This is a genomic window from Paenibacillus sp. TAF43_2 (assembly GCF_052113545.1).
Classification (GTDB): domain Bacteria; phylum Bacillota; class Bacilli; order Paenibacillales; family Paenibacillaceae; genus Pristimantibacillus.
The window spans coordinates 1-13,060 of record NZ_JBFRDK010000169.1; the positions used below are offsets into that span (position 1 = coordinate 1).

Annotated in this window: 14 protein-coding genes; 1 reads left to right on the top strand and 13 read right to left on the bottom strand. The window is 44.0% G+C overall.

Annotation, left to right across the window (positions count from 1 at the left end; translation table 11 throughout):
* Positions 1 to 198 precede the first annotated feature (198 nt).
* Genes AB4Z17_RS26395 through AB4Z17_RS26410 form a run of 4 tightly spaced genes read right to left on the bottom strand, consistent with a single transcriptional unit; the run spans position 199 to position 3,938 of the window.
* The gene (locus AB4Z17_RS26395) at positions 199 to 987 is read right to left on the bottom strand and encodes an undecaprenyl-diphosphate phosphatase (RefSeq protein WP_441963101.1); all 789 of its coding nucleotides are present in this window, start codon (positions 985 to 987) and stop codon (positions 199 to 201) included.
* 51 nt (positions 988 to 1,038) lie between these two features.
* Positions 1,039 to 2,352: a hemolysin family protein gene (locus AB4Z17_RS26400; RefSeq protein WP_441963103.1), complete on the bottom strand. Its 1,314-nt coding sequence runs from the start codon at positions 2,350 to 2,352 to the stop codon at positions 1,039 to 1,041.
* 30 nt (positions 2,353 to 2,382) lie between these two features.
* Complete coding sequence (locus AB4Z17_RS26405; RefSeq protein WP_076269289.1) at positions 2,383 to 2,742, bottom strand: Lin0512 family protein; 360 nt, start codon at positions 2,740 to 2,742, stop codon at positions 2,383 to 2,385.
* 47 nt (positions 2,743 to 2,789) lie between these two features.
* Positions 2,790 to 3,938 (bottom strand): DUF3900 domain-containing protein, encoded by a 1,149-nt coding sequence (locus tag AB4Z17_RS26410; RefSeq protein ID WP_441963105.1) that lies wholly within the window; start codon positions 3,936 to 3,938, stop codon positions 2,790 to 2,792.
* 250 nt (positions 3,939 to 4,188) lie between these two features.
* On the opposite strand from AB4Z17_RS26410, the gene AB4Z17_RS26415 reads away from it, so the two are divergent.
* Positions 4,189 to 5,115, top strand: a complete 927-nt coding sequence (locus AB4Z17_RS26415) for a methyl-accepting chemotaxis protein (protein ID WP_441963107.1) — start codon at positions 4,189 to 4,191, stop codon at positions 5,113 to 5,115.
* Between the two features lie 128 nt (positions 5,116 to 5,243).
* On the opposite strand, the gene AB4Z17_RS26420 is transcribed toward AB4Z17_RS26415, so the two are convergent.
* The 9 genes from AB4Z17_RS26420 to AB4Z17_RS26460 form a co-directional block, all read right to left on the bottom strand.
* Positions 5,244 to 5,750 (bottom strand): shikimate kinase, encoded by a 507-nt coding sequence (locus AB4Z17_RS26420; protein WP_441907807.1) that lies wholly within the window; start codon positions 5,748 to 5,750, stop codon positions 5,244 to 5,246.
* Between the two features lie 116 nt (positions 5,751 to 5,866).
* Positions 5,867 to 6,349, bottom strand: a complete 483-nt coding sequence (locus tag AB4Z17_RS26425; RefSeq protein ID WP_441963109.1) for a hypothetical protein — start codon at positions 6,347 to 6,349, stop codon at positions 5,867 to 5,869.
* Positions 6,350 to 6,607: 258 nt separating this feature from the next.
* On the bottom strand, positions 6,608 to 6,982 hold the full coding sequence (locus AB4Z17_RS26430; RefSeq protein ID WP_441907809.1) for a VOC family protein: 375 nt from the start codon (positions 6,980 to 6,982) through the stop codon (positions 6,608 to 6,610).
* Between the two features lie 183 nt (positions 6,983 to 7,165).
* Positions 7,166 to 8,245 (bottom strand): nitric oxide synthase oxygenase, encoded by a 1,080-nt coding sequence (locus AB4Z17_RS26435; RefSeq protein ID WP_441963111.1) that lies wholly within the window; start codon positions 8,243 to 8,245, stop codon positions 7,166 to 7,168.
* A gap of 14 nt (positions 8,246 to 8,259) precedes the next feature.
* Positions 8,260 to 9,105 carry an EcsC family protein gene (locus AB4Z17_RS26440; protein ID WP_441963113.1) on the bottom strand — a complete coding sequence of 282 codons (846 nt, stop codon included), beginning with the start codon at positions 9,103 to 9,105 and terminating at the stop codon, positions 8,260 to 8,262.
* 65 nt (positions 9,106 to 9,170) lie between these two features.
* Positions 9,171 to 9,833: a molybdate ABC transporter permease subunit gene (modB, locus tag AB4Z17_RS26445; RefSeq protein ID WP_441963114.1), complete on the bottom strand. Its 663-nt coding sequence runs from the start codon at positions 9,831 to 9,833 to the stop codon at positions 9,171 to 9,173.
* Positions 9,834 to 9,883: 50 nt separating this feature from the next.
* Complete coding sequence (locus tag AB4Z17_RS26450) at positions 9,884 to 11,965, bottom strand: HelD family protein (protein ID WP_441963116.1); 2,082 nt, start codon at positions 11,963 to 11,965, stop codon at positions 9,884 to 9,886.
* Between the two features lie 80 nt (positions 11,966 to 12,045).
* Positions 12,046 to 12,336 carry a DUF1294 domain-containing protein gene (locus AB4Z17_RS26455; RefSeq protein WP_441963118.1) on the bottom strand — a complete coding sequence of 97 codons (291 nt, stop codon included), beginning with the start codon at positions 12,334 to 12,336 and terminating at the stop codon, positions 12,046 to 12,048.
* Between the two features lie 66 nt (positions 12,337 to 12,402).
* A partial coding sequence (locus AB4Z17_RS26460) for an ATP-dependent helicase C-terminal domain-containing protein (RefSeq protein ID WP_441963120.1) occupies positions 12,403 to 13,060 on the bottom strand: 658 nt, incomplete at its 5' end.

The following is a 13,060-nucleotide window of genomic DNA, read 5'->3' on the forward strand; positions in this document are numbered from 1 at the left end:
AATTTTATGGAAAAATATCGTTATTCATCCACAAAACAAAGAAATCAGGGCAATTTGCCCTGATTATCTCGGATATATTAGAAAAAATGATCGATTGGATATAAATTAATGATAGTTGATCCAAGCGAATTTTTGCTACATTATATGTAGTTGAAAATCATTCTCGATAATTTTGTCGAAAATCAGTGTTTTCTCCATTTATAAAATAATAAAATAAAAAAGTGCTGCGAGCGCAAAACGATAATAGGCAAACCATGAAAGCCTAATTTTTTTCATCAAGTTTATGAACGTTACGACCGCAATCATCCCTACAACAAATGCAGCTATTAGTCCAATTAGAAACAGAGGCAAATCCGACATCGTGAGAAACTCTCGGCTTTTAAGTAGGTCTATTCCGCTCGCTCCAGCCATAATCGGAACGGATACTAAAAAAGTAAATTCGGCCGCAGCCTTCTGGCTTACACCAAACAGCATGCCGCCAGATATCGTCGAGCCTGAACGCGAGAAGCCCGGCCATAATGCGAGTATTTGAAAACATCCAACAGCAAAGGCCTGTTTGTAGGTAATGTCATCAAGCTCCTCTGCAGTCGGCTTCTTTCGTACACGATCGGCGATAATCATCAGTATTCCGCCCGCCACAAGACCAATCAGCACCTTCTCAGCAACGAACAACTCGCCTTTTATAAACGAATGAAGCAAAACAGCACAAGCTCCCGCCGGTGCCATTGCAATAATGATGTGAAGAGCATTCAAACCCGAATTTTTGCCTACCTTGAAATTAAGTAAACTCGCAAACCGATTTCGGTATAACACAAGCACAGCAAGCACAGCGCCAAATTGAATGACCACCTCAAAGGTTTTCGCTCGATCACCTGTGAAATTCAACAGCTCCGCTGTTAAAATCAAATGACCCGTTGATGAAACTGGTAAAAACTCAGTAAGGCCCTCCACGATACCCATAATAATCGCATTAATTAGATCGCCCAACGCCCAATCTCCTCCTAGAAATAGACTGAAAATTACTCACTCTATACAAGCCTATGCATGTCCGTAGGTTCCCATTTCATTTTCGATCAAATCGGTATGAATTTCGATTTTCCGGATTCGATTGTCGTCACGTTCACGAATAATAAAGGTCATATTCCCATAGGTCCACGGCTCTCCGATAGGAAGCTCGGGCCTCTGATTAAAGAGCCAACCGCCTACAGAATCTACTTCTTCACTTTCAAGATCAGTTCCTGCAATCTCATTCCAATCACTGATCAGTGCCTTGCCGTTAACCAAATAACGCTGCTGCTCAATATATTCGATTTCTTTCACTTCATCCTCATCGAACTCATCACGGATTTCCCCTACAATTTCTTCTATGATGTCTTCGATGGTGATGAGCCCCGCCGTTCCACCATACTCGTCCAACAGAATTGCAATTTGAACGCGTTCCTGCTGCATTTTGCGGAGCAGCTTATTTATCGGCATGACTTCAGGAACCGACATAACGGGCTGAAGCAGAGATGTTAAGTCGATATCTCGGTTTGTTTCATAGCGGAGAAAAAATTGCTTTGTATTTAATATCCCAATGATGTTGTCTTTGCTTCCTTTGGCCACAGGGAAACGCGTGTATTGCTCTCTTATTATAATTTCGAGGTTCTCCGCGCGCGTATGATCCACATACAAGCAGGCCATATCCGTCCGAGGAACCATAATTTCTCTCGCAAGCCGCTCATCAAACGCAAAAATCCGGTTGACATAGCCATACTCGCTTTTATTAATTTTCCCGCTCTCATAGCTTTCCGACAAAATAATGCGGATTTCCTCTTCGGAATGAGCCTCATGCTCATTCGCTGGCTTTAAGCCCAGCAATCTTACCAAGGAGTTCGCAGATCCGTTGAGAAGCCAAATAAACGGATACATCACCTTATAAAAAACGATGATAATCGGAGCTGTAAACTGACTGACTTCTTCCGATTTAATGATGGCTAACGTTTTGGGAGCAAGTTCTCCTAGGACGACATGCAAGTACGTTACAATGATGAAGGAAATGACAAACGAAAGCACCGAGCTTAGCTCGCCCTCGATATGTATCCGATCAAATAACGGGTGCAATATAAGCTCAATCGTTGGTTCTCCCAACCATCCGAGGCCAAGCGCCGTAATCGTAATACCGAGCTGGCAGGCAGATAAATAACCGTCAAGCTTGCTCGTTACCTGCTCAACCGCTCTAGCATTTTTCATGCCCTCTGCTACCATCTGATTGACGCGGCTTGATCGCATGCGAATAATTGCAAATTCAGTCGCGACAAAAAAAGCTGTAAATACGAGCAATAATACGAATAGTGCAAGCTTTAAAACCATCGTCTTCTCCCTTTTGCAATGGAGATGCTACTAGTAGCCCACCTCAACCGATGCATTAACGATGTAAATCAAATCGTTTTTATCATCTTTGTCCGGCAGTACTACACCGCTAGTCGTCAGCATGCCGCCGTGTATGACCTCTACAGTCACTTGTCCATACGGCAGCACTGCTTTTACCTGCTCCACGTCAAGAAGCTCATGATCACAAGGAAGTGCAAGCCTTACCCGCACCTTCATGTTATCAAGCGTTCCTCCTGGCAGTACGGATCGCAGTCCGGGCATCGAGTTATGATGAATCGCGTTTTGTACCGCGCGCACCGATGCCTTTGTAATATTTTGACCGTGTAGATCGCATCCCATGCCTATTTCTATAAAAAATAAGTTGTCCACTTAAATATCCTCTCCTTCAAAGTGAAATTTCATACGTACTAGATGACTTACCATGGAACATCATCGTTATTGCCTGTGCCTTCTCCAGCAGGTGTGTAGCTATATCCAGAATCCGCATCCTCAGCAGGCTTCTTGCTTCCGATACGCGGCATAACATTAACCAGATCAAGCGGCTGGACGAGCTCAACCGGCGACATGCCCTTGTCGAATTGAAAGGAATCCCCTTCAATTACGACGACGTAACGTCCGTTATGCTTGGCAAAATGGRTGCTGTCGCCAAAGTCAGCAAGCAGACCTTTTACTGTAACGTCGCCTAGTTTAAATGTAAAAGGTAAATCCGGCTTCTGCTCAACTAATGCCGCAGCTGCAACTTCTACCTGCTCCGGCGTCCACCACTCCTGAAGGTCGCGCTTCTCACTTGCCGCCCACACCTCGACCGCATTTTCTTCCTCGCGGCGCTCCGAGCTTTCATCCTCTTGCCACTTATCCGCAATATATTGATGAACCATCTCCACCACTTGCTCTCCCATGACCTCAGGCAAAGGCTTCTCATAAGAAACATATTTTAAGAAATCTTCAAAATATCGAGCGTGCGACGCCTGATGAATTTTTAGCTCCCAATGCTCTAGCATGCCCTCCTCCGGCATATGCGGATACTGAATCGATTTGATGCTGCGAGCAGATATCGCCATCTCCACCTGGGAGATTAAGCTTTTTTCATCCGAAATACGAGCAATCTTAGGCTCAAAATCACATTTCAGCAAAAATAAAAACGGCTCATCGAAATACGTATTAAGCTTGGATAACGCAATAATAAATGCGCCTCCCCTTACTGCACTCGTATCCATGTAGATTCGAACGAGCTCGTCGGCAATGCCGATAAAGCGCTCCTTGGAATCCGCGTCACGCAGCCGCTGAAATAAATTGTAGTTCTGATTGCTGCCGAGTTCATAACCGGGCTCGACCATAAATCGTCCAATCTTCGTTGGCGCGCCTGCTGAGTTAGGATTGCGCTCTACTTTTCTTTTGACGATCCGTTTAAATTCATCATCCAAAAACCTTTGAATTTCACTATCTTCATATGTGTCTTCTTCTAAAGTTTGATAATGTTTAAACCGTTTTCCTGATGATGTGGCACTCTCTTCACCATCGGTATGAATAACGAAAAAGGATAAATATTGCATATTAAAATCCACGTTTATAATTCCTCCAAACAAGCTGATGTCATCTACTTAGAATAGCATATCTCGCCCCTTCTCGACATCAGATGAGAGAACCAATCACATTAATCTCTCAAATGAATCTGATAGAATTTCAAACATGTTCCAAATGCGTTTCAAACCCTTGATAATAATATCTTGCACAACTTGTATAATGTTTGTAGAATGTTGTGAAGGCTATTTTTGCTTACTATAAGCATTCGAACGAATGAAGGAGAATCTCTACATGACAGAATCGAACACCGTGCTACATATGACTACCCAGGTATTGGACAAGAGAGCTGTTCTTACAGCTATTGAGCAGTCGCTCGCCATGATTGAATTCGATGTTCAAGGAAAGGTTTTATGGGCAAATGAAAATTTTGCGCAAGCCATGGGATATCACTACACAGAGATGCCAGGCATGCAGCATAAGCAATTTTGTTCGCAACAATTTGTGAATAGCACTGCGTATGCCAAACTCTGGGAAGACTTGCGCAATGGACTACCCTTTCAGAATAAAATTTTGCGGATTACAAAAACCGGAAATGCAATTTGGCTGGAGGCCACTTACATGCCGGTCAGGGACGAAGAAGGCAGAGTCATTGCAATTTTAAAAATGGCAACCGATATTAATGCCCGCGAGCAGGCTACTTCTCAGATGACAGAAAATTTGCTAAAAATGTCCGAGGAGCTGCTCGGCCGTGCCCAAGAAGGGATATCACACAGCCAAGAAGTGGAAGCGGCAATTGAAAGAGTGGCTGTAGGTGCAAGCGATAATATGACTGTCCTCCATCTGCTGGAACAACAAACAAGCTTTATTCGTAAAATCGTTCGTACCATTCGCGATATTGCATCGCAAACGAATATTTTATCATTAAATGCGGCAATCGAAGCTGCACATGCCGGTGAGCATGGCCGGGGCTTCAATGTGGTCGCGATAGAGGTCCGCAAGCTGGCTGGTCAAGTCCATGAAGCAACCAAAGAAGTAAATGGGTATGTCGAAGATATCGTAAACCATGTTCAAGAGGTCGTAAACGGCACCAAGCTCTCACAGGAAGTCGTTGCGGAAAGCCAGCAGCGCATTCAACGTGCTGTCGATGAATTCATGAGCATCGGAGAAGCGGCGCGGCAGCTGGATATACAGGCGAAAGAGCTTAAAAATACGATATAGCAATCTTCTTCAGCATGGCCCGAAATGAGATGCATACAATTCTCCTGTACGGCCTCTAGCTGTTTTATTCCCCTTGCACGAATATTTATGTAATATTTGGTAAACATTGGGTGCGAGATTTCGCTCCTTTATTTCTGCATGCTCTCTAAAATTTCACTAACACAATGTTCGATATCCTTATTTGAGCAATCAAAAGTTCTATCACTATACTTCATGTATAGCGGCACTCTTTCCTCATAAACGTCCTTCAGGCTATTTCCTTTCTTCATTACAATCCCTCTAGTTGCTATGTTTATGAGTCGCCTTTGAATCTCTTCATATGGGACATGCAAATAAACGATATGCCCAACCTGTTTCAAGGCATTCATAGCTTTATTTGAATAGATAACACTTCCACCTGTAGAAATAATACAATTTTCCAGTTCCAGTACAGAAACTATTTTCTCTTCGATTTCCATAAATTTGTCGATACCCTCATGATCAATTATTTCTTGCAGCAACCTGCCTTCTTGTTGTTGAATAACAAGATCTGTATCGATGAAATCCATTCCTAAAGCTTTTGCAAGCAGCACGCCTACAGTGCTTTTACCCGCTCCTGACATACCGATTAGTACGATATTTATATTTTTCCTCACCTTTGTAATGCCTCCATCTTCCCCTTAAAATAAATCGAACTAAACCTCAAAGAGCACGGCAAGGCTGTCATCCTACCGGCTGCCTCGTTCAGTTAATTGTTCAGATCATTATTAGCCTAATCCTTTACACCGTTTGTCAGCCGCTTGTTGATTAACTCATCAATTTGATTGATCGCTTCTTCACTTAAGAAATATGACTTTTGTACTTCAAGATCTGTAATCATTTTTAGAGGTTTGCTATTCCAGTATCGAAATCGTTGCTCAGAGGATGCATATTTTACGATAATGTCGTAGTTTGGTCCGATAGCAACAACCTCCCCTGTAGCTCTAACCGCATCTTTTATTGCATCTGAAAATGCTTGAAATTCATTTTTCTCGGTAAGAGTCGCTAATGGTTTAGGCAATGGCTCAAAATCTATGCCATCAGGTTTTAAGATAACAATTTCCTTTATTTCATTCACTGGCAATTGTGCAAATGGCAAATTTTCTTCAAGTACAGTATTTTCGGAAGTTCGGTCTGACGCTGCGGGATCAGACTTTGTGGAACAACCAGATAGACAAACAGCAATAAACAATACCAAGCAGAAAAGCTTTTGCACAAGAACCCCTGCCTCTCTAACAGTCAAATTAAAAGTACACACATCTACTTCGACGTATATTAATAATTTTATGTTGCTTGATTTTTGAGGATCTCCTGCAAAGATTTGCTAGATGAAAGTTCTTATTAGAAATCGTTATGGCCAATAAAAAGAGCAGGCTGATTAGCGCCTGCTCATCCAAATGTATGATTCAAATATCATTTAACGTCAGCTAATAAAAGTCTATCAGTTGATTACAGTTTACCAAAATTAACATTCCTAGATAGTATGTGCGACCAACATATTGCCATCAGGATCAAAAAATTTCAAAAACCTTCTTCCTTCCTCGCCTGGCGGTGCTTTTGGGTCGCCATGTACCTTAACGCCAGCTTCAGATAGCTTTCTGCAAAGCTCATCCATATCCTCTACCTGAAAACCAATGCTCGGAAACGGTTCGCCATTAACTGTAAACGTTGATGATTCCTTATCTGAAGACTTCCATAAAAAGATATGCGTTTTATCTTCCTTAAAGCCTATAATAGCAAATTCACCGAAATTAGCATGTAACGTACAATCGAGATTGGTAATATACCATAAAGCTGCATCCTCCAAGTTTTTCACTGGAATCTGTACATGGCTAATAAATTTTCCCATAAAGAGCCTCCTTATTTTTTTGTCTCCTATTAAAACAATCAGGCATTCATCATTTTCTCTGCAAAAGCCAGTTCATCTCAAAATTCGACATCACATGCTTAAAATAAAAAAATAGAGGAGATTAGCCCAATTCATGAACTAACATTCCTCTATTTATCTTACTACATTTCATACATTATTTGCTTAATATGGAGCAGCTTGCGCTCGATAAGCAGGCGTTCGTTCCGTATCATCAAAGCTGCGATGCCATATGCCTGTGGTAGCGGGTGACATCGGGGGAATAAGCCATGACCAACGACCGGTCACTGCTCTCCCCTGCTCCTGCTCTTGCTTCTCAAAACGTAGAAACTGCTCCGATGCTGTATGATGGTCAACAATGCTGACGCCCTGCTTTTTGAATGAATACAGTACAGCTACATTTAGCTCCGTTAAAGCACGGTCCTTCCATAACGAAGTATTCGTTGACATATCAAATTGAAAAAGCTTTGCAACATTCGGCAGCTGATTATAGCGACTGGTGTCCGATAGGTTTCTCGCTCCGATTTCAGTACCCATGTACCATCCATTAAAAGGAGCAGCCWTATACAAAATTCCACCTATTTCAAGCTCCATATCAGATATAAAAGGAACGGCGTACCACTGCAATGCGAGCTGCTCGAACTCCTGATTTTCAGGATGCGTCAACGCAACCTCTAGCACGTTCTCCTTAGGCAGCTCATACCATTTAGGCGATTTCCCTGAAACCGAAATGACTAGCGGAAGCACGTCAAATCGAGTACCTTCACCCTTCCAGCCAAGCTTCTCACAAACAGCTGTAAAGGCTGCGGAGGCAGGGTCGCCAATAATAGCTTCCCCCTCGCTGTAACCTGCATAGCGTACGAGCTGATGATTCCAAATTCTTATGTTATTTTGGGAGTGGCTGGCCGGAAAAATCGTAATAGCTGGCCTAATCCTGCCTCCATTTGTTGCATAGCTCATATGTTGAAAGATTCGTTTTGCAGCATCTAGCTCATCCACTATATCGCGTGCGTCGAATACTTCCAGCGTCTGCCAAAACAATCGACCGATACAGCGGTTATTGTTCCGCCACGCCATCTTTGCACCATGCCTTAGCTCTTCATACGTATGTGTATAATAACCAGTATCCTCTAATTGCTTCAGCACTTCATCAATTCGCCGCTTCGCTTCTTCTTCGGTTTTTCCAAGCTCATAATACGCTTCACCTAGAAAAGCAATCGCTTGCTCGGCTATGGTCTTTCTCATGCTGCTCGTCGTCATTATGCTTTCGCCTCATTTTCCCCCAGCTTTATCAATACTCTGCGTTTCCGGTACAGCATGGTTGCTGCTTCTGCAACATCATTCAAAATGCCCCGATTAATGAACGCTCCGAATAACATGCCTGCCACAGGTATCATTTGAAATAGCTTCTTCCAGCCAAAATTGTCCCGATAAACAGCAACCACTTCACTCCAGCCCTGCAGCTGCGACAGCATTTGATTGCTTCGGTTCACTTCCTCATAAGCACTGAGCTCATCAAGTATCGCATTTTTTCCTACAATATCTGAAGAAGCAAATTGCATTACTTTAACTGCAAATACACGTTCTTCCTTGCTTTTTGGATCAAACCCGTAGCAAATCGCAATTTCTTGAATGATCTTCAGCGATAAGCCGAGTATGGCTGGAATATCGATCGCTAATGTAAAAATGCCGCCAATTCCTGTCGTTGCCCCTTGAAGCGTGGCCATTTTCGAGCGACTGGATGCCAATTGCTCAGCAGTTAAGTTTAAAATAGACAACGGCATATTAGCCACATCGTCAATGGTCGTCTCTTCATGATCGGCTCCAAGAAGCACATCGTTCTGAGCCGCATTATGATGCAGTTTCTCAATAACCGAACGCTCCGAAATCAAATATTTCCCGCCATTTTGAATATAGCTTCCGATCTCATCTACTGCAAGTCCAAGTTTTTCCTGTATAAACTTTGGAGTGATTTTGTCGAGCAGCATAAATGGCAAACGCCCAAGCTTTTCCCAAAGCCATAAATCCTTCTGTTCTTTTTCCCATTTCTCTATTTCAAGCAAAGCAGATTTCAAATTTTCTGGTGAATCCATGACAGTAGACATCTTCGGGCACGCTCCTTCTCCGCAAGTAATACGCAGAAAAACTGGATTCGGATTCGTCCTTCACATTATTGTTCCAATTTGCGTCCCGTAAACAGCAGCATGACAAAAGAGAACGAAATGATAGCTATCGTCCAAGCCCAAGCCATTCCCATTTCACCCGTCTCAACAGCGATGTAAATAGCAGTAGGTACTGTCTGCGTGCGACCTGGTATATTTCCTGCAATCATCAAGGTTGCGCCAAACTCGCCAAGGCCTCTAGCAAATCCTAGCAGGTATGCCGTAGTTAGTGATCGTTTAGCAAGCGGCAGCGTGATATATCTCAGTACCTGCAGCTCACTGGCTCCTGCTGAACGTGCAGACTCCTCAAGATGGCGATCGACGGAAAGAAAACCAACCTTCATCGTCTGATAAACGAGCGGAAACGCAACAATGACCGCCGCGATAACCGCGGCGATCCATGAGAAAACGATAGGTTGAGCAAATAACCACTCGTATGCTTTACCGATCCAGCTCCCTCGTCCAAGCGTAATGAGAAGAATGAACCCAACGACGGTTGGGGGCAGGACCAGCGGAAGCATGAAGAAGGTTTCTACGATACTTTTGCCTTTAAAAGAATGCCGTGACATGAAGCGTGCTACGAGCATTCCAATAATGGCAACGATAATGCTAGCCATAATAGATACTCTCAAAGAGAGCCATACTGGCGGCAGCCATTCGTCCCAGTTCATAAATAAGTAGCCTCCGGATAGACGTTATGTTGCTGCCTATTATATCGAAATTAAGCTTCGTCGCCCAGCAGTGATGTGAGTCTTCCGCGATAAAACAGCTTAAGCTTATGCAAGGCGCGCGTGCATCCGACGTACAATAGCTTCGCATCAAGCTCAGAATAAGCTTCCTCGCTCGCATCTGCTACAAGAACGGCATCGAATTCCAAACCTTTGGACAAATAGACAGGTACGACAGACAGGCCGCCGCCATATGCAGGCTGCTTGCTCTGCACTAACGAAGCGTCCAAACCTTGCTTAATCAAGAAGTTATAAATTTCTTCGCATTCAATCGCTGTACGGCCAATGACAGAAATCGTCTCATATTCTGCCTTCGATTGCCATTCACGGATAGTGCCTTCAATGGATGCTAACCAATTATCGTTTTCAACTGGCACTGCAAGAACGGCATCTCCGCTTCGGAAAACAGGCACCGCAGGTTTGACTTCGCCGATCATGCTTCCTAAAATTCTGTTGGCAAATTCGATAATTTCCATTGTCGAACGATAGCTTCGATTGAGCTCATAAAAGTCAATCTGCTCTTCATTAAACAAAGCGGTAAGCTCTGTCCAGCTTTGTACGCCTGCGTAGGCATGAATTCCTTGCTGCAAATCGCCTAGCACGGTCATCGATGCTGTTCTTTGACACAGCCGAAGTACTTCCAGCTGAAACGGAGAATAATCCTGTGCTTCATCTATAACGATATGATCGAAAAACTGCTTCGGCAATCCAAATAGCTGAAGCTGGATATAGGCGAGCGGTGCCAAATCCTCCGCAGCAGCCATTTCTTTTTTTAATCGTTCGGCAGTTGCAGCTGCGATAACCTTAGGAATACGGCTCTCAAGCAGTTTTCCGCTGAACAACGAAGCATATAGCTGTAAAGAGGTATAGGCCGGAATTTTTTTGGTGTAGCTATTAAACTTAGTGAGCGCCTTCGCTCTTATTTTTTTATCAACAATCCGCTTCATCTTCAGCTCGGACTCCATCCAGCGACGAATCCGACTAACAAGTCGATCCCGTTTCTTCATGAGCGTCTCTTCGCCATAATCGGTATCATACCACTCGCGGATTTGCTCTGGCGACAGCTCAAGCCCATCAATTGGCATAAAAGATGTCGTTGGCACAATTCGTTGCTCAAAGTTGGCGATCCGCTCATCTATAATGGCTTTAAAATCGAGATTCCCTTTAAAGCGCCCGGATGCATTCTCCACTTCTGAAGCGGTTCTGCGTTCTTCGAACCAATAAGCCATCGTATCAGACGGATCGCTGACAGTTACTGTTTTCTCAAGGAGTTCAAGAGACCAGTCACTGAATGTCGTTTGCTGAATATCACCCACGCCTAGCTCTGGCAATACACCGGATATGTAGTCTAGGAACATTCGGTTAGGCGCAAAGATGATCATTCGCTCCGCTCGCATCCGATCGGCGTACTGATAAAGCAAGAAAGCAAGTCTATGCAGCGCAACGGTCGTTTTACCGCTTCCCGCGACGCCCTGTATAAACAACGCTTTGTTACGATCCGCACGAATAATACGGTCTTGCTCGCCTTGAATCGTAGAAACGATATCACGCAGCTTATTATCCTTGTTCTCTCCTAAGCGATACAAAAGGAATTCATCCGTTACCGAGCCCTCTTCTTGGCCGCGTACATAACTATCAACCAGACGAATGATTTCTCCCTGGCGGATCATGAAATTTCGCTTTAAATGGACATATCCTTCAATTTCTCCGTCAGGCGATTCATAGGAAGCTGGCGCTTCTCCGCCTGTGAAGGAATAAAACAAGCTTGCTGCTGGCGCACGCCAATCGATAACAAGCAGCTCATTGCTGCCTTGCTTTGCCACGCCGGCTTTTCCAATATATAAGGGCTTTGTTTCGCCCACTGGCAACTCTTGAAAATCAATGCGGCCGAAATAAGGCTCACGCTTCGATATTTCAAGTCTAAGTCTACGTTCCTCTTGCTGTAAATCGAGCATTTGCTCTGTGAAATCATCGCCTTTGTAGCGTGGACCAATTTCTTGAAGCTGATTTACAATATCATTCAGCGACTCGGTTAATCGATCCTGCTCTTCTTGATAGGCACTTTGAACGGTCATGTCAGTTACCTCCTAAGTTTGTGGTGTGCAAGAAAAAAAAGAGAAGCCCCAATATACCATAGGAAGGCTTCTCAAAGCAATCAAGAGTTTACAGTCATTCCAATAAGCTTGGCAGCTCCTAGAATGAGCAATATATTTAAGACAAYCAGAAAAGGAATTCCTACTGTAAACGAGCGATGTTTTGTTTTATGACGCCATTTTTTCATCGCAAGCCATGTTCCGCCTGCACCGCCAATGGCACTCAGCAAAAACAATCGTTTTTCGGGAACACGCCTGCGCTGCTTCTTAGCGCTTTTCTTATCAAAGCCCATAAGCGCAAACGTGTAAATATTTATAAACAGCAAATATAGTATGACTAAATAAATGATCATTGCTTTGGCACACATCCTCTCAGAATAGGGAGATTTCTCGTGCTTAGGCAGAAACAGCTGAGTCCCTTATGTGTTTCTCGGCTTCGCTCGATTCGTCGGCATCGCTGTGTAAGGATCATCCGGCCAATAATGCTTCGGATAACGTCCTTTCAAATCCTTCTTTACTTCGAAATACGTATTCTCCCAAAAGCTGCGCAAATCACGCGTCACTTGAACCGGTCGCTGCGACGGAGATAAAAGATGCAGTGTAACCGGCAATCTGCCCCTTGCTAGTCGTGGTGTATCCGTTAGACCGAATAGCTCCTGTAACCTTACGGCAAGCACTGGCGACTCCGGATCACTGTAGTCTATCGGTATGCGAGAACCGCTAGGTACAACGATATGGGTAGGAACCTGCTCATCAAGCTCCTGTTTTTGCTTCCAGCTAAGCTTGCCTTCAAGCAGCTGATGCATGGAGAGCTTTTGTAAATCAGCACGGCTCTTCATCCCGAATAGATGCGGCTTCAGCCACTCTTCGAGCGTGCCGAGCAGCGCTTCATCTGAAGCATCGGGCCAATCGTCGCCAGCCAGCGCCATCAGCTTCATCCTTGCTTTCAACTGCTGCGCTTGCTTGCTCATTGGCAGCATTACAAATCCAGTTTCCTGAATCGCAGAAATCAAAGCATCCGCAACAAGTTGTTCATCCGGTTTCTGAAGAATGCTTTCTTTCATCACAATACTGCCA

What these genes read in the sequence shown, in the direction of transcription:
- AB4Z17_RS26400 (WP_441963103.1), bottom strand. Translation starts at nt 2,352, where the DNA reads ATGGTTTTAAAGCTTGCACTATTCGTATTATTGCTCGTATTTACAGCT.
- AB4Z17_RS26450 (WP_441963116.1), bottom strand. Translation starts at nt 11,965, where the DNA reads ATGACCGTTCAAAGTGCCTATCAAGAAGAGCAGGATCGATTAACCGAG.
- AB4Z17_RS26430 (WP_441907809.1), bottom strand. Translation starts at nt 6,982, where the DNA reads ATGGGAAAATTTATTAGCCATGTACAGATTCCAGTGAAAAACTTGGAG.
- AB4Z17_RS26415 (WP_441963107.1), top strand. Translation starts at nt 4,189, where the DNA reads ATGACAGAATCGAACACCGTGCTACATATGACTACCCAGGTATTGGAC.
- AB4Z17_RS26440 (WP_441963113.1), bottom strand. Translation starts at nt 9,105, where the DNA reads ATGTCTACTGTCATGGATTCACCAGAAAATTTGAAATCTGCTTTGCTT.
- modB (WP_441963114.1), bottom strand. Translation starts at nt 9,833, where the DNA reads ATGAACTGGGACGAATGGCTGCCGCCAGTATGGCTCTCTTTGAGAGTA.